Annotated in this window: 21 protein-coding genes; 9 read left to right on the forward strand and 12 right to left on the reverse strand. The window is 63.3% G+C overall.

The genetic code is table 11. The features are described from left to right. Window positions 1-24: 24 nt before the first annotated feature. Genes NKJ08_RS26425 through NKJ08_RS26445 form a run of 5 tightly spaced genes read right to left on the reverse strand, consistent with a single transcriptional unit; the run spans window position 25 to window position 3,096 of the window. Window positions 25-453 (reverse strand): DUF4440 domain-containing protein, encoded by a 429-nt coding sequence (locus tag NKJ08_RS26425; RefSeq protein WP_352527179.1) that lies wholly within the window; start codon window positions 451-453, stop codon window positions 25-27. A gap of 8 nt (window positions 454-461) precedes the next feature. After that, window positions 462-1,517 carry an aldo/keto reductase gene (locus NKJ08_RS26430; RefSeq protein WP_352784114.1) on the reverse strand — a complete coding sequence of 352 codons (1,056 nt, stop codon included), beginning with the start codon at window positions 1,515-1,517 and terminating at the stop codon, window positions 462-464. Then, a complete protein-coding gene (locus tag NKJ08_RS26435) occupies window positions 1,514-1,873 on the reverse strand; it encodes a TIGR04076 family protein (RefSeq protein WP_352527177.1) in 360 nt (119 codons plus the stop codon). The genes NKJ08_RS26430 and NKJ08_RS26435 overlap by 4 nt, the downstream gene beginning before the upstream one ends. Beyond that, on the reverse strand, window positions 1,874-2,362 hold the full coding sequence (locus NKJ08_RS26440; protein WP_352527176.1) for a DUF3830 family protein: 489 nt from the start codon (window positions 2,360-2,362) through the stop codon (window positions 1,874-1,876). Further along, window positions 2,359-3,096 carry a GntR family transcriptional regulator gene (locus NKJ08_RS26445; protein WP_352784116.1) on the reverse strand — a complete coding sequence of 246 codons (738 nt, stop codon included), beginning with the start codon at window positions 3,094-3,096 and terminating at the stop codon, window positions 2,359-2,361. The genes NKJ08_RS26440 and NKJ08_RS26445 overlap by 4 nt, the downstream gene beginning before the upstream one ends. A gap of 125 nt (window positions 3,097-3,221) precedes the next feature. Here NKJ08_RS26445 and NKJ08_RS26450 point away from each other — a divergent pair, with 125 nt between their 5' ends. The 6 genes from NKJ08_RS26450 (at window position 3,222) to NKJ08_RS26475 (ending at window position 8,296) form a co-directional block, all read left to right on the forward strand. After that, window positions 3,222-4,019 carry an ABC transporter ATP-binding protein gene (locus NKJ08_RS26450; protein WP_352527174.1) on the forward strand — a complete coding sequence of 266 codons (798 nt, stop codon included), beginning with the start codon at window positions 3,222-3,224 and terminating at the stop codon, window positions 4,017-4,019. Next, the gene (locus tag NKJ08_RS26455) at window positions 4,016-4,783 is read left to right on the forward strand and encodes an ABC transporter ATP-binding protein (RefSeq protein ID WP_352784119.1); all 768 of its coding nucleotides are present in this window, start codon (window positions 4,016-4,018) and stop codon (window positions 4,781-4,783) included. Before NKJ08_RS26450 ends, NKJ08_RS26455 begins: the two co-directional genes overlap by 4 nt. Then, complete coding sequence (locus tag NKJ08_RS26460; protein ID WP_352784122.1) at window positions 4,780-5,688, forward strand: branched-chain amino acid ABC transporter permease; 909 nt, start codon at window positions 4,780-4,782, stop codon at window positions 5,686-5,688. Before NKJ08_RS26455 ends, NKJ08_RS26460 begins: the two co-directional genes overlap by 4 nt. Beyond that, window positions 5,685-6,668 carry a branched-chain amino acid ABC transporter permease gene (locus tag NKJ08_RS26465; RefSeq protein WP_352784139.1) on the forward strand — a complete coding sequence of 328 codons (984 nt, stop codon included), beginning with the start codon at window positions 5,685-5,687 and terminating at the stop codon, window positions 6,666-6,668. The genes NKJ08_RS26460 and NKJ08_RS26465 overlap by 4 nt, the downstream gene beginning before the upstream one ends. Then, window positions 6,665-7,963, forward strand: a complete 1,299-nt coding sequence (locus tag NKJ08_RS26470; RefSeq protein WP_352784123.1) for an NAD(P)/FAD-dependent oxidoreductase — start codon at window positions 6,665-6,667, stop codon at window positions 7,961-7,963. The genes NKJ08_RS26465 and NKJ08_RS26470 overlap by 4 nt, the downstream gene beginning before the upstream one ends. A 186-nt stretch (window positions 7,964-8,149) precedes the next feature. After that, window positions 8,150-8,296 (forward strand): hypothetical protein, encoded by a 147-nt coding sequence (locus NKJ08_RS26475; RefSeq protein WP_352527170.1) that lies wholly within the window; start codon window positions 8,150-8,152, stop codon window positions 8,294-8,296. 53 nt (window positions 8,297-8,349) lie between these two features. Here NKJ08_RS26475 and NKJ08_RS26480 read toward each other — a convergent pair whose 3' ends face one another. From NKJ08_RS26480 to NKJ08_RS26505, 6 genes are all read right to left on the reverse strand, one after another. Further along, window positions 8,350-9,186, reverse strand: a complete 837-nt coding sequence (locus NKJ08_RS26480; RefSeq protein ID WP_352784126.1) for a GNAT family N-acetyltransferase — start codon at window positions 9,184-9,186, stop codon at window positions 8,350-8,352. Between the two features lie 5 nt (window positions 9,187-9,191). After that, window positions 9,192-9,932, reverse strand: coding sequence for an aspartate/glutamate racemase family protein (locus NKJ08_RS26485; RefSeq protein WP_352784141.1), 741 nt, complete (start codon window positions 9,930-9,932; stop codon window positions 9,192-9,194). Between the two features lie 2 nt (window positions 9,933-9,934). Next, window positions 9,935-10,753: an ABC transporter permease gene (locus NKJ08_RS26490; protein ID WP_352527168.1), complete on the reverse strand. Its 819-nt coding sequence runs from the start codon at window positions 10,751-10,753 to the stop codon at window positions 9,935-9,937. 4 nt (window positions 10,754-10,757) lie between these two features. Next, complete coding sequence (locus NKJ08_RS26495) at window positions 10,758-11,630, reverse strand: ABC transporter permease (RefSeq protein WP_352527207.1); 873 nt, start codon at window positions 11,628-11,630, stop codon at window positions 10,758-10,760. 241 nt (window positions 11,631-11,871) lie between these two features. Continuing rightward, a complete protein-coding gene (locus tag NKJ08_RS26500) occupies window positions 11,872-13,161 on the reverse strand; it encodes an ABC transporter substrate-binding protein (protein ID WP_352527167.1) in 1,290 nt (429 codons plus the stop codon). Window positions 13,162-13,197: 36 nt separating this feature from the next. Continuing rightward, complete coding sequence (locus NKJ08_RS26505) at window positions 13,198-14,286, reverse strand: ABC transporter ATP-binding protein (protein WP_352527166.1); 1,089 nt, start codon at window positions 14,284-14,286, stop codon at window positions 13,198-13,200. Window positions 14,287-14,544: 258 nt separating this feature from the next. Here NKJ08_RS26505 and NKJ08_RS26510 point away from each other — a divergent pair, with 258 nt between their 5' ends. After that, the gene (locus tag NKJ08_RS26510) at window positions 14,545-15,258 is read left to right on the forward strand and encodes a GntR family transcriptional regulator (RefSeq protein WP_352784130.1); all 714 of its coding nucleotides are present in this window, start codon (window positions 14,545-14,547) and stop codon (window positions 15,256-15,258) included. Window positions 15,259-15,264: 6 nt separating this feature from the next. Here NKJ08_RS26510 and NKJ08_RS26515 read toward each other — a convergent pair whose 3' ends face one another. Continuing rightward, complete coding sequence (locus tag NKJ08_RS26515; protein WP_352784133.1) at window positions 15,265-16,362, reverse strand: lactonase family protein; 1,098 nt, start codon at window positions 16,360-16,362, stop codon at window positions 15,265-15,267. Window positions 16,363-16,551: 189 nt separating this feature from the next. Here NKJ08_RS26515 and NKJ08_RS26520 point away from each other — a divergent pair, with 189 nt between their 5' ends. Both NKJ08_RS26520 and NKJ08_RS26525 read left to right on the forward strand, forming a co-directional pair. Beyond that, window positions 16,552-17,103 (forward strand): MaoC family dehydratase, encoded by a 552-nt coding sequence (locus NKJ08_RS26520; RefSeq protein ID WP_352784135.1) that lies wholly within the window; start codon window positions 16,552-16,554, stop codon window positions 17,101-17,103. 3 nt (window positions 17,104-17,106) lie between these two features. Beyond that, window positions 17,107-17,921 (forward strand): CaiB/BaiF CoA transferase family protein (locus NKJ08_RS26525; RefSeq protein WP_352784137.1); only part of this gene is annotated, 815 nt, incomplete at its 3' end.

Consider the following 17,921-nt stretch of genomic DNA (forward strand, 5'->3'; position numbering starts at 1 on the left):
CTCTCATTCACGTCTTGAGCCTGTTCAGCCTTCCGGCACCTGCAGCCAGGTTTCATGCAGATGTCGCCATTCGACGCCGTTCGGCGCCGATGAACTGGTGGTGAAAACGGCACTCGAGCGACGGCGGCTGTGCTTGCCGGCGCGTTGCTGTGCCTCGACGTAGCAGACGACGATCGTGTCGCCGGCCTGCCAGCCGGCCCGGATATCCTCGATCGAAATAGTGAAGTCGCCGTCACAGCTGGCGCGGCTTGCCCTGACATGGTCAACCACTGCGCCACGATCGAGAACCTGACCGTCCGGCGCAACCATACAGAAGCCTTCTCCCATGACGCGTTCGAAGCGGCTGAAATCTGCCCTGTCGGCGCTTGCCGCATCGAACCACTCGACGAAGAAGCGGTGGAGATCGACAATCTCTGCGCTGGCGCGGGAAAGCAGAGATAGCTTCTCGTCCATGACCGCGCTCATATCCGGCCCGCATTCAAATTGTAGTGCATGATGGAGCCGTGGCGGCCGTGACGGTCGCGTTCCAATGTGTAGACGTCGCCTAGCGGGCCGCGGCTTTGCGCGATCACCGCAGCGATCCGCGTCCGGTCATCGGCGTCGAGCGCGACGTCCATGATCCCGGCATTGGCAAGGGCGTGCGCCTGGTTGCGGGCACCGACGATGACAGCCGCCACTTGCGGCTGCTCCAGCACCCAGGCGCTGGCGATGGTGGCGATGTCGACGCCATGGCGGTCGGCGACGGCCTTCAGTACTTCAAGCAACTCCTGGAAGAGATCCCAGCCACCGAAATCATCGATGATCAGCTTGTATTTGACCAGTGACCGGTTTTCGAGCGGCTTCTGCGGCTCGGCAACGCCAAGCCATTTTTCGCTGAGGAAACCGCCCGCCACCGAACCGTAGCAGAGGAAACTGACGCCGTGCTGGCTGGCGAGCACCGCAAGGCTGTTGGCCGGCCGTTGGTCGAGCACGGAATATTGCAGTTGCTGGCTGACCAGCGGCACGCCGGCGGCCAGGATCTCGGCCAGCCGAGGCGTGTCGAAGTTGGTGGTGCCGACGTTGCGCACCTTGCCCTCCAGGCGGAGGTCGTTGAGCCAGCCGATCGCATCGACGTAACCGGGCACCGAATAATCCCACCAATGGAACTGCACGAGGTCGAGCCGCTCGGTTTTCAGCCGCCGCAGCGACTGGTCGACGATGCTGCTGATGTAGTCGCGGCGGATGTCGGAAAGCCTTTCTAGATCGGGCACCAGCTTGGTGTGTACCTTCATCTTGGCGGCGGCGTCGAGGCCGCGCTCGTTGGCAAGCCGCAGGCGCGCCGCACCGATCAGTTCCTCGACGCCGGTATAGATATCGGCGCAATCATAGGTCCTGATGCCGGCATCGAACGTGGCGATCAGGTCGGTCACTGCCTGTTGGCGGTCGATCGCGCCGTGCCCGCCGGCAAGCTGCCAGCCGCCGCGAATGACGCGCGAGATCGTGTAGCCGGGGCTGAGTTCGAACGCCTTGGCGGTCATCTCTGGTCACTCTCCTTCGGCAGCGGCACCGCCGTGGTCTCGGCATGGCTGAACCGCCGCTTGCCCGTCCTGACGATCCTCAGCCGGCTGGCGCAATTGGGATCGGGACAGGCGATCTCGGCGTCCGATGTCATCCAGTCGTTCCTGTGGGTCGGACGCTGTTTGGCTGCGAGCAGCGGCAACACGGCCGATATCGAATAGATCGAAAAACCCTGCCCCGCCGGCATCGACAGCATCTCGCCCTTCAACTCGAAATAGTCGCCAGCCTTGGCACCGCAATAGATTGGCTTGCCCTCAGGGATGACCGCTTCGACACGAAGGTCGAAGAGTTCGAAACTGTCGTCTTGCTCGGCCATTCAGATCTCCACACGCGTGAAGGTAATGTCGCAGGCGCCGTTGCGGCGGATCACGCCACAGGCGGCGGCGAATTGATCGCGCTCCTCGGGATGCACCTGCGCCACGACGCTTCCGGCAAGCCAGCCGATCGGGAACAAGAGACGCGCACCCTGTCCATAGAACAAGCCTATATCGAAAATCGCATTCGGGTTGCCGCCCCACATGCGCGGCGGCACATAGGACAACACGATGTCGCCCGGCTGCGGCGTCAGCGTTGCATTCTCCGCCGGCAACGGCTTGGCGAAGGTTTGGCCCGCCAGGTCGGCGGCGGGAACCGGGCAGGAGATTTCCGGCCCCGTCCACATCGCATGGATGCTGGCAACGACGCGCGGCTGCCCGAGATAGGCCAGCAGGAAGCCAGCGTTTTCGGGCGCCTTTTCAGGCAACAGCAGCGCCGTCACGGAAAGTTCTGAGCGTGGCTCGGTGATCCTGATGGCAGGCGTCGTCATGCCCTCAAATCCTTCTTGGCCGCGGATTGGAGCTTGTCGCGCAGGAAGGCAAACGGCCGGCTGATGTCGGCCACCAACGCCTCGCGCGCAGCCTGCGCATCCTGCTTGGCAAGCGCTGCGACGATGCTGCGGTGATAGTGGGCGGTATCGACTTCGCCGGCATCGGAAAAGGCGTAGATGGCGACGCGGATGCACGGTCCTGATTGCAGCCAGAGGCTCTCGATCATCGGGATCAGCACGGCGGAGCCGCAGCAACGGTAGATCTCGAAATGGAAGCTCTGGTTGAGCGTGGCCTCGCGGTCGATATCCTTCTTGTGCTTCAGCGCCCGCATCTCGTCCCACTCGCCGAGCATGGCTTCGACCGTGGCTATCTGGCGCGAATTCATGCGCGTGGCGGCAAGTGCTATCGCTTCGCCCTCTATAAGGGAGCGGGCGCGCAAGAGATCGTCGATACGCTCCAGCGTGATAGGCGGCACGCGCACGGAGCGATTTGGGAGCGCCTCCAGCGCCTTCTCGGTGATCAGCCGTCCGAGCGCCTCGCGCACCGGCATGGTGCTGGTGACCAGCGCGTCAGCGAGGCCGCGGATGGTCAGCACCTGGCTCGGCTCGAAAAGGCCGCCGATCAAGGCGCGGCGCAGCTCCGAATAGACGCGATCCTGAACGGTCTCGCGGCCGACCGGCGTAAGCTGGGCTGCGATCGTTTCGTTATTCCGTTCGATGGCGGCCTTCTGCATGGGCAGTCCTGGTCTCTGGCCCGTTTTCGGCTTGCGGAAGAAATTAAAGCCGAATAGCGTGATCAAAGCAAGTGTGATCACAAATCAAATGATAGGCGGCGAAGATCGCTTTCGGCCAGGGATTGATGAGCGACACGACAGAACGGCAGGAGGAGATCCGCACGCCGGTTCTGACGGCCAGGAACGTCGTCAGACGCTTCGGCGGCCTTGTCGCGGTCAACAATGTCTCGTTCGACGTCCAGCAGGGTGAAATACTCGGCCTCATCGGCCCGAATGGCGCCGGCAAGACGACGATGTTCGACCTGTTGGCCGGCAGCATCCTGCCGACCAGCGGCGAAATCCTCCTCAACGGTGTACTCGTTTCGGGGGAAGCAGCCCATCGCCGCATCGGCCGCGGCCTTGGCCGCACATTCCAGATCCCCCGGCCCTTGCCCAATCTGACACTGATCGAAAACGTCATGCTAGCCGCGCAGGGGCAGGCCGGAGAAAAGCTGCTCGCCAACTTCCTGACGCCCTGGCGGGTGGCCGCCGAAGAGCGGGCGGCCGAGACGAGAGCCAGCGAATTGCTTGAGCTCGTGACGCTTTCCCGCCTTGCGCACGAACCGGCACGCGTGCTTTCCGGCGGCCAGCGCAAGCTGCTCGAACTGGCCCGCGTCATGATGGCAGACCCGGCGATCATCCTGCTCGATGAACCGGCGGCCGGCGTCAACGCGACATTGCTCGAAGTCATCATCGACCGCATTCGCGACATCAACAGAAGCGGCATTACCTTCCTGCTGATCGAGCACAATATCGACATGGTGACGCGGCTTTGCCACCGCGTGCTGGTCATGGCGAGCGGTCAGCTTCTGTGCGAAGGCACCCCGGACGAGGTCGCACGCGATCCCCGCGTCATCGAGGCCTATCTCGGGGGCGCGGCATGAGCCAAACGGTCCTCGATGTCTGCGATCTCGAAGCCGGTTACGAGCCCGGTGTGCCGATCGTGCGCGGCGCCTCGATCACCGTCGACAAGGGCGAGATTGTCGTCGTTCTCGGTCCCAACGGCGCCGGCAAGTCGAGCCTTATCAAGGCGATCGCCGGCCTTGTCCCGATCACCGGCGGCACCGTCCTGCTGGACGGCAAGGATATCACGGCGGCGCCCGCCCACACCATGGTCCGCCTTGGCCTAGCCTTCGTGCCGCAGACCGAAAACATTTTTCCGCTGATGTCGGTCGAGGACAATCTGAAAGTCGCCTGCGGCATCCTGCAGCCGCGCGAGACCCCTGCCCGCATCGAGGAAATGTATGCGACCTTTCCCGATCTCGCCCGTCAGCGCAAGACGGCCGCCGGCAATCTTTCGGGCGGACAGCGGCAGATGCTGGCCGTTGCCCGGGCATTGATCGTCCATCCCAAGGTGCTGGTGCTCGACGAGCCGTCGGCCGGCCTGTCGCCGAAATTCGTGGCCATGGTGTTCGAGATGCTGGCCGGCATCCGCAGATCCGGCGTTACCATTCTGCTGGTCGAACAGAACGCCAAGGCAGCGCTTGCCATCGGCGATCGCGCCTATGTGCTGGTCGAGGGCAAGGACCGGCACCAGGGCATCGCCTCCGAGCTCTGGAACGATCCGGTCGTCGCCGAACTCTATCTTGGCCAGCGCCGCCTCGATCCTGAAAGAGACCGGCACTCCGGCAAAGGAAGTGCAGCATGAACCTGCAATTTGTCGTCGACGGACTGCTGGCAGGTTCGATGATCGGCCTCGGCGCCATCGGCGTGACGCTCACCTATTCGATCCTGCGCTTCTCGAACTTCGCCCATGGCGATTTCATGGCCTGGGGTGCCTATGCGACGCTCGCCGTCGTCGGCGCCATCGGCGCGATGTTCGGCAAGATCGCGCCGATCGCCCCTCTCTCCTTCGGCTGGCCGCTGATCGCCGCGCTCATCATCGGTATGGCGATCACCGGCCTGCTGGCGCTGCTGCTCGACCTGGTGCTGTTCGCGCGGCTGCGGGCCAAAGGCCAGGCGATCATCGTGGTGATGGCGAGTTTCGGCGCCTCGATGGCGCTGAGAAGCCTGCTCGAATTCATCTTCACCTCGCGTCCGACCTATTTCAGCCGGGCCATCCAGATCGCGATGCCGGTCGGCTTCGGCATTCGCATCACTCCCGATCAGATCGCGCTGCTTTTGGTCACCGCCGTGCTCGTCCTCGGCGTGCATCTCCTGATGACCCGCACCCAGACCGGCCGTTCGATGCAGGCATTGAGCCAGAACGCGGCATTGGCCCGCATCGTCGGCATCGACGTCGCCAAGGTCGTGCGGGTCACCTGGATCATCGGCGGAGCGCTAGCCTGCGTCGCCGGCGTGATGATCGGCATTCTCATCCAGATCCGCCCATTCATGGGTTTCGACATGCTGCTGCCGATGTTCGCGGCCGCCATCCTCGGCGGCATCGGCAGTGTGCCCGGCGCCGTTCTCGGCGGCCTGATCATCGGTCTGGCCGAAGCCGGCGCGGTGCAGTTGATCGGCGCCGAATGGCGGGCGGCCGTCTCCTTCATCATCCTGATGGCGGTGCTGTTCGTGCGGCCCATCGGCCTTTTCGGAGTGAGGGAACGCTGATGGATTTGCTCGGCTATGGCGCCTTCTTCCTGACCACCGCGCTGATCTTTTCGCTGGTCACGCTCGGGCTCAACCTGCAATGGGGGCTGACCGGGCTTTTCAATGTCGGGGTCGCCGGCTTCGTCGCCATCGGCGCCTACACCTCGGCGCTGCTGACCACGCCCGATGATACCGCGCGCCTGGGCGGCTTCGACCTGCCCATCCTTGTCGGCTGGCTCGGCGCCATGCTGGTGGGCGGCGTCGCCGCCGCGATCACCGGCATTGCCACGTTGCGCCTGAGATCGGACTATCTGGCGATCACCACCTTCGGTGTCGCCGTCGTCGTGCAACTGGTCGCGCTCAACGCCCAGAAGCTGACCGGCGGCCCGTTCGGCATCGGCTTCATTCCGCGTCCTTTCGGCGGGCTTGCCGAAACGCCATTGCTGTTCAACCTGTCGAACCTTGCGGTCGTTTCTATCGTGACGCTGATCGCCTATCTCGCGCTGGAACATCTGTCGCGCAGCCCTTGGGGGCGCGTGTTGAAGGCGCTTCGCGAGGATGAGCGGGCCGCGATATCGCTGGGAAAAAGCGCGCGTTTTTACCGCGTCCAGGCCTTTGCCGTGGGCGGCGCCATCATGGCGCTTGCCGGTGCGCTGCAGGCGCATTTCACCGGCTTCATGGCGCCGGACAATTATTTGCCGGCGCTGACCTTCCAGGTCTGGGTGATGCTGATCGTCGGCGGCTCGGGCAGCAATACGGGAGCCGTCGTCGGCAGCATCCTGGTCTGGGCGATATGGGCCGGATCGGGAGCCTTGACCAGTATGTTATTCTCGCCGGAACAGCAGGCCCGCGCCGCCTCGCTGCAGATCGTCGCCATCGGCGTGATGCTGTGCGTTATCCTGCTGGTCAGGCCGAACGGCCTCTTCGGCGACCGGCCGAGGCGTGCAAGGTTGGGCAAGGGCGCGAAAGTGGCACCGGACGAGAGCGCGGCAAGGTCATGAGCAACGTTGCCGTGCCACGCGGCCTTTCGCTATGGCACGCCGTCGGCCGCAACCGCCGTGAACGACCCGCCCTCGAAGGTGCACTCGATGTCGATCTGGCGATTGTCGGCGGCGGGTTCTCAGGCCTTTCAACCGCGCTGCACACCGCCGAAAAAGGCATCTCGGTCGCCGTCCTCGAGGCGGAAATCATCGCCTGGGGCGCAACCGGCAGGAACGCCGGCTTCGTGGTGCCGAATTTCGCCAAACGGGACCCGGACGATATCATTGCCCAACTCGGGCCTGAACGCGGCGAACGCCTTGTCGATTTCGCCACCGGCAGCGCCGATCTCGTCTTCGACCTGATCAAGCGCCACGGCATCGAATGCGATGCGCTCCAGAGCGGATGGATACAACCAGCCCATTCGCAGGCCGCTTTGCAAAAAACCAGATCGCGCGCCAACCAATGGGCAAGGCGCGGAAAGCCGACTGTTACGCTGGACAGGCAGGCGGTCGAGGACCTGACCGGCGTTCGCGGTTATGTCGGCGGCTGGATGGACAGGTCGGGCGGTGTCCTCAATCCAGTCGAATATGCGCGCGGGCTGGCCGACGCAGCGGAAAAGGCCGGCGCGCGCATCTTCGAGCATACACGTGTCGCGTCGATCGATCGCTTAGGGGATGGCTGGGCTCTGAAGACGGCCTCGGGTTCGGTGCGTGCCGGAAAGGTGCTGGTCGCCACCAACGCCTATGGCGGGTCGCTGAACCGCACGCTTGAGCGAACCTATTTCCCGCTGAAGATTTTCCAGATCGCGACGGCGCCGCTGCCGCGCGAAATACGCACCCGTCTGCTTCCCGGCGGGCAAGGCGTCGGCGACACCAGGCGCAATCTTTTCACCTTCCGCTTCGACAACGAAAACAGGCTGATCACCGGGGGCATGCATGTTTTTGGCCCCGGCGCCGACGCCCGTGTGCCGCGGGCGATCTGGCGGCGGCTTGCCAGATATCTCGATCTCCCGGAAATCCCGCCGCTTGAATACAGCTGGTCGGGGATGGCTGCCGTCGAGCCCGACTTCCTGCCGCACCTCGTCGATCTCGGCCCCGGCCTGATCGCGGGCTTTGCCTGCAACGGGCGCGGCATCGCCATGACCACGAGCATGGGCAAGGTGCTTGCGGATTGGGCGGGCGGAACAAAGCCTCGGGATTTGCCGCTGCCGTTCGCGCCGCCGTCGCCGATCCCGCTCCACGGCCTGATGCGGCATGCGCCGAACATGCTGCTTCCCCTAAGCATCCTGCGCGATCGGCTGGATGAGGCAGGCTAGCTGGCTGTCGCGCATGATCGAATGTCGGGGCGCCGCTTGCGCTCCCCATCCCGCTGCGCTGGGCAGAGTAGTAGTTTGGGCACCGACAGTGCTAGAAGAATGCACGCACGGGCCGCCGCCTCGTCCATCAGCCGTCCCGATATCGAACTGCTAGACTCGCCCACATCATGTTGTTAACGACAGCGGATGAAGCAGAACTATCTTTATCTCGTCATCGGCGCTTTGGTCGTCGCCGTCATTGCCTTGGGCATTTACGTTTATCGCGAGGAGACCAAGCCGAAAGGCGTGGAACTTCGTATCGACGATTCCGGCATTTCAGTTCAGGAAAAGTAGACCACGCATTCCTGCTGCCCGACTTTGCGGGCTAGAAGCCGACTTGCACCGTCTCAACCAAGCTCCAAGGTCGTTATCGCATAGACACCGGACTGCGTGAGCTGCGGCGCCCTTCCCTTGTACATTCGAGCCGTTTCGAAGCCCGGTTGCAGACCCGCGGATGACAGCAAATCTGCAAATTGCCCACTGGTCTCGGGCACGTCGAGATGGACGTTTCCAGGGCCGGAAATGTGCACGAACGCGGCGAAGAGACGGCTTGCCGCGTCCAGATTGTCGGCAAAGAGCGGGCCGACCTTGCAGCCGTCGCGGCATCGGCGCGCGACGCCGTATCCCGCAATGGCACCGTCATTGACGACCGCAAGCGCCGTGTGGGGCGGGCGCAGCCAGTGTTCCAGGAAAGACCGTCTCGGACCGGGAAAGAAGCGGCGGTCATAGTCCAGTATGTCCGGCACGAGTTCCGGCCCTATGGCGCGAATGTCGCTGCCGGCGGCTGCCGGGACATTCGGCGACCCCATGAACCGGATCGTCCGGTAGGCCGGTGCAAAACCCATGCTGCGGTAGTTGGCCTGCTGTTCGACAACGCCGTCGAGGCCGATCGTGCGGTTGCCGAGCCGCGCCATGCCGGCATCCCAGACCGCCTTGCCATGGCCTTCGCCACGCCTGTCCGGCCGGCAGATGTAGAGGCCGATGAAGCCGAAATCGTCGCCATAGGCCACAGCCGAAATGCCGGCCACCATCTCGCCATCGACAAAGGCACCGATGAAGCCCTGCGGGTCCGCTGCCTGGAACAGCGCGGTATCGTCGAGCCCGGGGTTCCAGCCTTCCGCCGCCGCCCAATCGACAAGGGTTTGCACGTCTTCAAGTGCGAGCGTTCGGATCGTTCGGGGCATTGCGATCACGCGGCGGCACCAGGCGCGAAGGATTTTAGGTCGCCATGATAGGGCTTTGCTGATGGGCTTGCATAGGCGCCGCGCTTGGATGTCGTCAGGCCAAGCGCGATCAAGGCCTCGGCCTGCTTGACCGCGGCACCGACGCCGTCGATGACCGGAAGGCCGAATTCCCGCTGCAGCGCGGCTGCGAGATCGGCCATGCCGGCACAGCCGAGCACGATGGCCTCGGCGCCATCCTCGTCGATGGCGCGCGCAATCTCGTTGCGCAGCTTGAGGAGTGCATCGGATGCCGGATCTTCGAGGGCAAGAACCGGGATGTCGGCAGCGCGCACGCGTGCCCGCCCCGCCATACCGTAGCGTTGCACCAGCCCTTCGACCGGCACGCGCGAGCGCCCGGTCGTGGTGACGACGGTGAAGCGCTGGGCGATGAAGGAGGCGACGGCAAGCGAGGCCTCGCAAATGCCGATGACCGGAATACTCGCCATGGCGCGTGCCGCATCGAGGCCGGTGTCGTCGAAACAGGCGACGACCGCGGCCTGCGCGCCCAAGCGCTCACCGGTGGCGATCTCGACCAGCAGGCCGGGAACGGCAAGCGCCTCATCATAATAGCCTTCGATCGAAACCGGGCCCATCGTCGAGGTGACGGCAACGATCTTCGTCGATGCGCCGGCGACCGATCGGGCGGCGACCGCGATAGTCTCGGTCATGCTGGCGGTGGTGTTTGGATTGACGACGAGGATCTGCACGGTCACGCACGCTCCCTGCGGCGGCCGACATAGACGATTGCGCCGAGCGTCAGCAGGATCACCAGGAAGGAAAACACGGTCGTCACGGTGCCCAGCGCATAGAGCACCGGTGTCGTCACATTGGTCGTCATGCCGTAGATTTCGAGCGGCAGCGTGTTGAAGGTGCCCGAGGTCATCAGCGTACGGGCGAACTCGTCATAGGACAGAGTGAAGCCAAACAGGCCGACGCCGATCAGGCTGGGTGCAATCATCGGCAGCACGACATGGGCGAAGGTTTGCCAGGACGATGCTCCGAGATCACGGGCGGCTTCCTCATAGGCCGGGGAAAACCGGTTGAAGACGGCGAACATGATCAGCACGCCGAAAGGCAAGGTCCATGTCAGATGTGCACCGAAAGCAGAGGTGTACCAGGCAGGCCGGAAGCCGACCTGCTGGAAGACAACGCCGATGCCGAGGCTGATGATGATCGACGGGACGACCAGGCTGGCGACGGCCAGATAAAACAGTGCGGTGGCGCCGCGAAATTTTTGCCGGAAGGCAAGGCCGGCAAGCAGCGACACGATGACCGTGACGAGCATCACCATCAAGCCAAGGACGAGCGAGCGTTTGAAGCTGCCGCCGAAATCGCCGACCGCCTGGCGCTCGAACAGATTGGCGAACCAGTGCAGCGAGACGCCGTTCAGCGGGAATGTCAGCCCGCCATTCTCGCCCTGGAAGGAGAGGATCAGGATCGCCGAAAGCGGGCCGTAGAGGAACAGCACGAAAATAGCGAAGAACACCGCCAGCACGTAGAATTCGAGGGTGCGCTTGTCGTGGCTCATCGCTTCACAGCTCCTTGCGAATGTCGACGATGCGCAGGATGCCGGCGACCATCAACAGCACCAGCACCAGCAGCACGACCGCGTTGGCGGCGGCCGCCGGATATTGCAGCAGCGACATCTGGTTCTTCATCATCAGCGCGACGGAGGCGCTCTGGCCGCCGGACATCACCTGCACCGTCGAAAAGTCGGCCATCACCAGCGTGACGACGAAAATGGTGCCGATCGCCATGCCGGGCTTGGCAAGCGGGATGACGACGTTCCACAGAACCTGCCAGCCGGAAGCGCCGGCGTCACGCGCGGCTTCGATCAACGACTTGTCGATGCGCATCAGCGTATTAAAGATCGGCGTCACCATGAACAGCGTGTAGAGATGCACCATGGCCAGCACGACGGCGAATTCGGAATAGAGCAGCCATTCGATGGGCTTCGGGATCAGTCCCAGTTGCACCAGCGTCGAGTTGACCAGGCCGTTGCGGCCAAGCACCGGAATCCACGAGATCATGCGGATGATGTTGGAGGTCAGGAACGGCACGGTGCAGACAAGGAACAGCACCATCTGCATGGCCGTGGTCCTGATATGGAAGGCGAGGAAATAGGCGACCCAGAAACCGATGAACAGCGTCAGCGCCCAAACGATGGCGGCGTATTTCAGCGTGTTCAGATAGGTTTTCCAGGTGACCCACGAGCCGAGCGTGTCGGCGTAGTTGGTGGTCAGGAAATCCGGGTACATCGCCGCAAAATCGTAATCCCAGAAGGAGACCACGGCGATCATCAGGATCGGCAGCAAAAGGAACGCGCCGAGGATCAGCGCCAGCGGTGTCGCCTGGAGATAGGGTGCGAGACCGGCCAGAGAGACGCGGCGTCGTCTGGCGGGCATTGCGGCGGCGGTGGCGGGGCGTTCGAGCGCGACAGTCATGAACATCTCGGTATAAGTCAGCGATGCGGCGAAGCCGCCTTTCCTTCTCCCCCTGTGGGAGAAGGTGGCCGAGCGAAGCTCGGTCGGATGAGGGGTGTTCCAGCTTGGCACCAACAGCGCTCCGGCCAGCACCCCTCAACCGTCTTGGCGCTGCGCGCCAATCCACCTTCTCCCACAAGGGGAGAAGGGGAAGACGTTGTACCTACGCAGCGATGAACTCGTTCCAGCGCTTCACCATGTAGCGGTCCTCGTCCATGACCGAGTTCCAGCAGGCGACCTTGCCCATGCGCTCTTCGAACGAGCCGCCGTCACGCACGGCGCCTGCCTTTTCCATGACTTTGCCGTCCGGCGACAGGATGTCACCCTTAGCCGGCTTGCCTTCGATCCAGTAGCCCCACTCGTCTTCGGACATGAACTTCTTAGCCGACACCATGTTGGCCGAGTAATACCCTTGGCGGTTGAGATAGCCGCCCACCCAACCGGACGTGTACCAGTTGATGTATTCATAGGCGGCATCGAGTTCGGCGCCGGAGAGATGGGCTGCCAGGCCAAGCCCGCCACCCCAGGACCGGTAGCCTTCCTTGAGCGGCTGGAAGCGGCACGCGATGCCCTTGGAGCGGACTGCGGCCACGGCCGGCGACCACATCGACTGGATCACCACTTCGCCTGAAGCCATCAGGTTGACGCTTTCGTCGAAGGATTTCCAGAAGGCGCGGAACTGGCCGGCTTGCTTGGCCTTGATCAGGAAGTCGATCGTCTTGTCGATCTCCTCCTTGGTCATGTTGCCCTTGTCTGCGTATTTGATGTTGCCCGTTGCCTCCATGATCATCGCCGCATCCATGATGCCGATCGACGGGATGTTGAGGATGGCGGTCTTGCCCTTGAAGGCCGGATCCATGATGTCGGCCCAGGTAGTGATGTCGCGGCCGACAAGGTCGGGGCGGATACCGAGCGTATCGGCGTTGTAGATCGTCGGCACCATGGTGAACCAATTGGTCGGCGACTTGGCGAACACCTTGCTGTCCTGGGCCTCGACGTAACCGACGGTATGCGGCGCGGTGCCCTGGGCAATGACGCTGTCCGGCGTCAGCTTGCCGGTTTTGAACAGCGGCACCAGCTCGTCGTAATATTTCAGCTTGCTGACATCCATCGGCTGCAGGACGCCTGTCGGGAACACCTTCTTGCAGATCCAGTATTCGATGTCGGCGATGTCGTAGCTGTCGGGCTGCGTTACCGCGCGCTGGGCGGCGGCATCGGAATCGGTTGCCGTCATCTCCAGCGTGATGCCGAGGTCCGCCTTGCACTTGTCGGCGATGGCATTGAGGTTGGACACGCCGGTGCCGAACTGGCGCAGCGTGATGTTCGATTGCGCCCAGATGGTCGGAAAGCCGGTGATGGCGCCGGAACCGGCGGCAAAACCGACGGCGGCGGCACCTGTCTTGAGCAGCGAACGGCGCGATATTCCTGTCTTCTTGTCGGTGGTGTTGGTCATGCTCAGTTCCCCTGTTTTGGTTGGTTATGCTGGGTTTCAGGAATCGAGACGGCCAAGGACGATCGCGTCCTCGGCGTCCCAGGCGATCGGCACCGCGCCGCCGACGGCAACCGGTTTGGCGAAGAAGCTGGTGTCGTTGACGATCACCGTGAAATCCTCGATGCCGGCGCCGTTGACCGAGAGTTTCACGGTCGAACCGCGGTATTCGACATTTGCGATGATGCCGGTGAAACCGAGCCCGGCGGCCGGCGGGTCGCCGATCCGCACATGGTCGGTGCGAATGGCGATATCGATCGGCTGGCCGATCTCCCTGCCCTGCCCGCTGGCCGCGAGCGTGACGCCGCCAGGCACGTCGAAAACGACCATGCCGTCGCGACGGCCGGTGACGCGGCCGGAGATGACATTGTGGTCGCCCATGAAACGGGCGACGAAGGCGGTGGCCGGCCGCTCGAACACCGTGCGCGGATGCGCCGCCTGCTCGATACGGCCGTCGTTCATCACCACGATCAGGTCGGCCAGCGCCATGGCTTCTTCCTGGCTGTGGGTGACGTGGACGAAAGTGATGCCGAGGGACGTCTGCAGCTTCTTCAGTTCGGCCCGCATGCGGATCTTCAGGAACGGATCGAGCGCCGAAAGCGGTTCATCGAGCAACAGCGCCTCGGGATCGGTGATCAGTGCGCGTGCAAGGGCGACGCGCTGCTGCTGCCCGCCCGAAAGCTGCGCCGGGCGGCGGCTGGCATAGGCCTCCATCTGCATTAGTTTCAGCATCTCGAGCGCCTTGGCGCGGCGCTCCTCCTTGCCGACGCCCTTCATCTTGAGGCTGAACGCAACGTTGTCGATCAGGTCGAGATGCGGAAACAGCGCGTAGGACTGGAACATCATGGCGGTGCCGCGCCTGGCTGGCGGCAAGTCGGTAACCACAATGTTGCCGAGACGCACGTCGCCGCTCGAAATGCTCTCGTGCCCGGCGATCATGCGTAGTGTCGAAGTCTTGCCGCAGCCCGATGGGCCGAGCAGGCAGCAATAGGTTCCGGCTGGGATTTTCAGGCTGATGTCTTCGACGGCAGTCGTTGCGCCATAGACTTTCGAAACGGACACTATGTCGATTTCGGTGGCTTTGGACATCCGGCTTCCCCTTTGATCGGATTAGCCAAAGCATCATGCGTGCCAGTTGCGCGCCGCCGCACCAACCGACTGAATCCGCGAAGAAATCAGGGCCGCGTCTATATGACTGCCGATACGGCACCCTCGTGCAATGCATAAATTATAGGCGATTGCCACCGATCCTCGCAAAAATCGTATGCAATCTTTTCCATCTCTGTATTCACTTTGCCTCTCGTCCAAGCGATGCGATTCAGGGTAGAAGAACGCAGGACCACCGCCATGAACATTGCCGACCAGACTTTCCCTGCTATCGACAGTGCCAACGAGGATCGTGCGCAAGCGATCCGCGACCAGCTGCGCGACGCGATCGTCGATCGCCGGCTGGCGCCTGGAACCAAGCTTTCCGAAGGCGAGGTCGGCACGCTGTTCGATGTCAGCCGCACCGTGGCGCGCGCGGCACTGCAGATGCTCTCCTTCGAGGGATTGGTGCGCACCGAGCGCAATCGCGGCGCATTCGTCGCCAATCCGTCGCCGGAGGAAGCGCGGCAGGTCTTTGCTTCGCGCCGGCTCATCGAACCCGGCATCGCGATCGCCGCCGCCGGGCGGATGACGCCGGCGCATGTCGCTGCGTTCAAGGCCCAGCTCGACGAAGAAGGCCGTTTCATCGCCGAACGCGGACCGAACGCGAGGCGATCGGAGATCAAGGCGTCGGGAGATTTTCACCTGCTTTTGGCGTCGGTCGCGGGAAACGTCATCCTGCAGCGCTTCATGGAGGAATTGGTCGCACGTTCATCGCTGGTGATCGCGCTTTACGGCCGCTCGGGTATCTCAAGCTGCGGCCACAGCGAACATACGCAGATCCTCGAGGCGCTGGAAAACGGCAATGCCGAGCGCGCCAGCGCGCTGATGCTGCACCATATCGACCATATCGAGGCCGACCTCGATCTGCGGGTCAGGAGCGGCCCGGCACTCAGGCAGGCGCTCGAGTTCTGAGAGCGCTCAACGCACGATCCTGACGCACATCGGTGTGCCGATCTCGATGGATCGGCCGGTGTCGGTCAACCGGCCGGTTGCGGCATCACGTGCGAAAATCGAGATGCGGTCGGCGTTCTGGTTGGCCGAGAACAGATGCCCACCCGAAGGCGTCAATGCCAGATTGCGCGGCGTGGCGCCGCCGCAAGGCGTATAGTCGACAAGGGCAAGCCTGCCGGTTTGCTGGTCGACCGAAAACACCACGACACTGTCATGGCCGCGGTTGGAGCCGTAGAGAAAGCGGCCGTCGGGCGAGATCTGGATGTCGGCGCAGTGATTGCCGTCGCGCGCCTCGGCCGGCACGGCCGGCTTGCTGTCGATCATCGTAAGCTTGCCCAATGCTTCGTCCAGCGCAAGCGAGACGATCGTCGAATCCAGCTCGTTCATGACGAACACGAAGCGGCCGCCTGGATGCAGCGCCAAATGGCGCGGACCCGCACCCGGGGCAAGCGCCGACTCGGCCAGCTTCGTCAGGCTGCCGTCTGACCCGATGCGATAGGACACCAGCCGGTCGATGCCGAGATCGGCGACGATTGCCATGCCACCGGCAAGCGTCTCGGTTACGCTATGGGCATGGGGCCGCTCCTGGCGGGCCGGATCCGGTCCGGTCCCGCTATGGGCAACGCTCGACAACGGCGCTGTCAGGCCGCCGTCCTCGCGCAATCCGTAGACCACGACCGAGCGATCGGGGCCGCCCTCGCCCATGCCGTAATTGGCGACCAATAACTTCGTCCCGTCGCGCGTGATGGTGTTGTGCGCCGTGATGCTGCCTAGGGTCGGCTGCTTGTTGATGTAGGAAAGCGTGGCGGTCTGCCTGTCGAAGCGGTAGGCCGAGACCACGCCTTCGCGCCAGGGGAACACTTCGGAGTTGGCATAGATGTGGGAGCCGTCCGGCGTCGCCGACAGGAAGGTCGGATTGTCGACGTCATCCGTCTCAGTCAGTTTCCTCGTCTCCAGCGTCTCTTCGTCGAAACTGTAGACGCCCAGCCCGACACCGCGCGCGCCCTGAAAATACGGGGCCTCGCGATTGAGGCTGCCGACGAAAACCAGACAGGCATTCTGCATCATTTCCTCCTGTTCCGCCGGCATTGGCCGCCCCGGATCGCGGCAAAATTTCGCCGAGACTCGCTTGCAACACAACCCCATATGTGAAAATACTATTCACAAAAGAAGATTGACGGGAGGATCGATCATGCATTTCGCTGGTCTGCGGCGCGCCCTGATGGACGATTCCCGCTCCCAGAGGAAGTCGTCATGAGAGGTTTCGCCCCGACCGTGGGCGTGACGTCGACACACCCCACCAACATGCCGAAGGAACACGCCGACCTTCCCGTCTGGAACGCGGAGAACTGGTTCTATGAAGATTGGCCGGTCGGCCAGAAGATCCGTTCGCTGCGCCGGACCATTGCCGAGGGCGACAGCCATCTCTTCAACACGCTGGTGCTCGACATCCATCCTTACGTGCAGGACCAGATGTTTGCCGAAACGGAAGGCATCTTCGGCAAGCGGCTGGTCGCCGGCGCCTTCGTGTTTTCGGCCGGGCTCGGCTTGGTCGCCACCAACTGCATCAACGCCTTTTCGTATGGCTACGACAAATTGCGCTTCATCAAGCCGGTATTCGTCGGCGACACGATCTATTCGATCCGCTCCAACCTCGACAAGAAACCAAAATACGAGGAGATGGGGCTGATCCGCGCCAGCTATGAGGTCTTCAAGGGTGAAGGAGAGCTCGTGCTTTATTGCGAGCACCTGCAGACGGTGAAGTACCGCAATCCGGCCGATTTCGCCGGCAAGACGGAGAAATAGGCAATGGCCGCCATTTCCGAATTGCCGCTGACCGGGCTCGTCGTCGTCGACATGAGCCAGTTCCTGTCCGGGCCCTACTGCTCGCTGCGACTGCTCGACCTCGGCGCCCGCGTCATCAAGATCGAGCGGCCGGATGGCGGCGACCTGTCGCGACGGCTCTATCTCAGCGACACGGAGATCGGCGGCGATTCCACCATTTTCCATGCCATCAATCGCGCCAAGGAAAGCTTTGCCATCGATCTGAAGGACGAGGCCGACCTTGCGGCGCTACGCGGCCTGCTGGCCAAGGCCGACGTGCTGATCCAGAATTTCAGGCCCGGCGTCATTGAGCGCCTGGGCCTCGACTACCAGGCGGTACGCAAGATCAATCCGCGCCTGGTCTATGCCTCGATCAGCGGCTATGGCGAGGAAGGCCCCTGGGTCAAGCGGCCCGGGCAGGATCTGCTGGCCCAGGCCCGCTCCGGCGTGATGTGGCTGAACGGCGACGAGGACCAGGGGCCGGTGCCTTTCGGGCTGGCGATCGCCGACATGCTGGCGGGCTCTGCCGCCGCGCAAGGCATCCTCGCGGCACTGGTGCGGCGCGGCGTGACCGGCAGCGGCAGCCACGTCGAGACGAGCCTGCTCGAAGCGCTGGTCGACTTCCAGTTCGAGGTGCTGACCACGCATCTCAATGACGGACGCCGGCTGCCGCGGCGATCAGCCTTCCGCAGCGCCCATGCCTATCTGTCGGCGCCATTCCCCGACTATACGGCCCAGGCCCCGCAGCTGGCGCACCCCATGACCCCCCCGTCGCAACTCGCCCACCACGAGGGGCGCCA

This window comes from Mesorhizobium sp. M0244 (assembly GCF_040321795.1).
GTDB lineage: Bacteria > Pseudomonadota > Alphaproteobacteria > Rhizobiales > Rhizobiaceae > Mesorhizobium.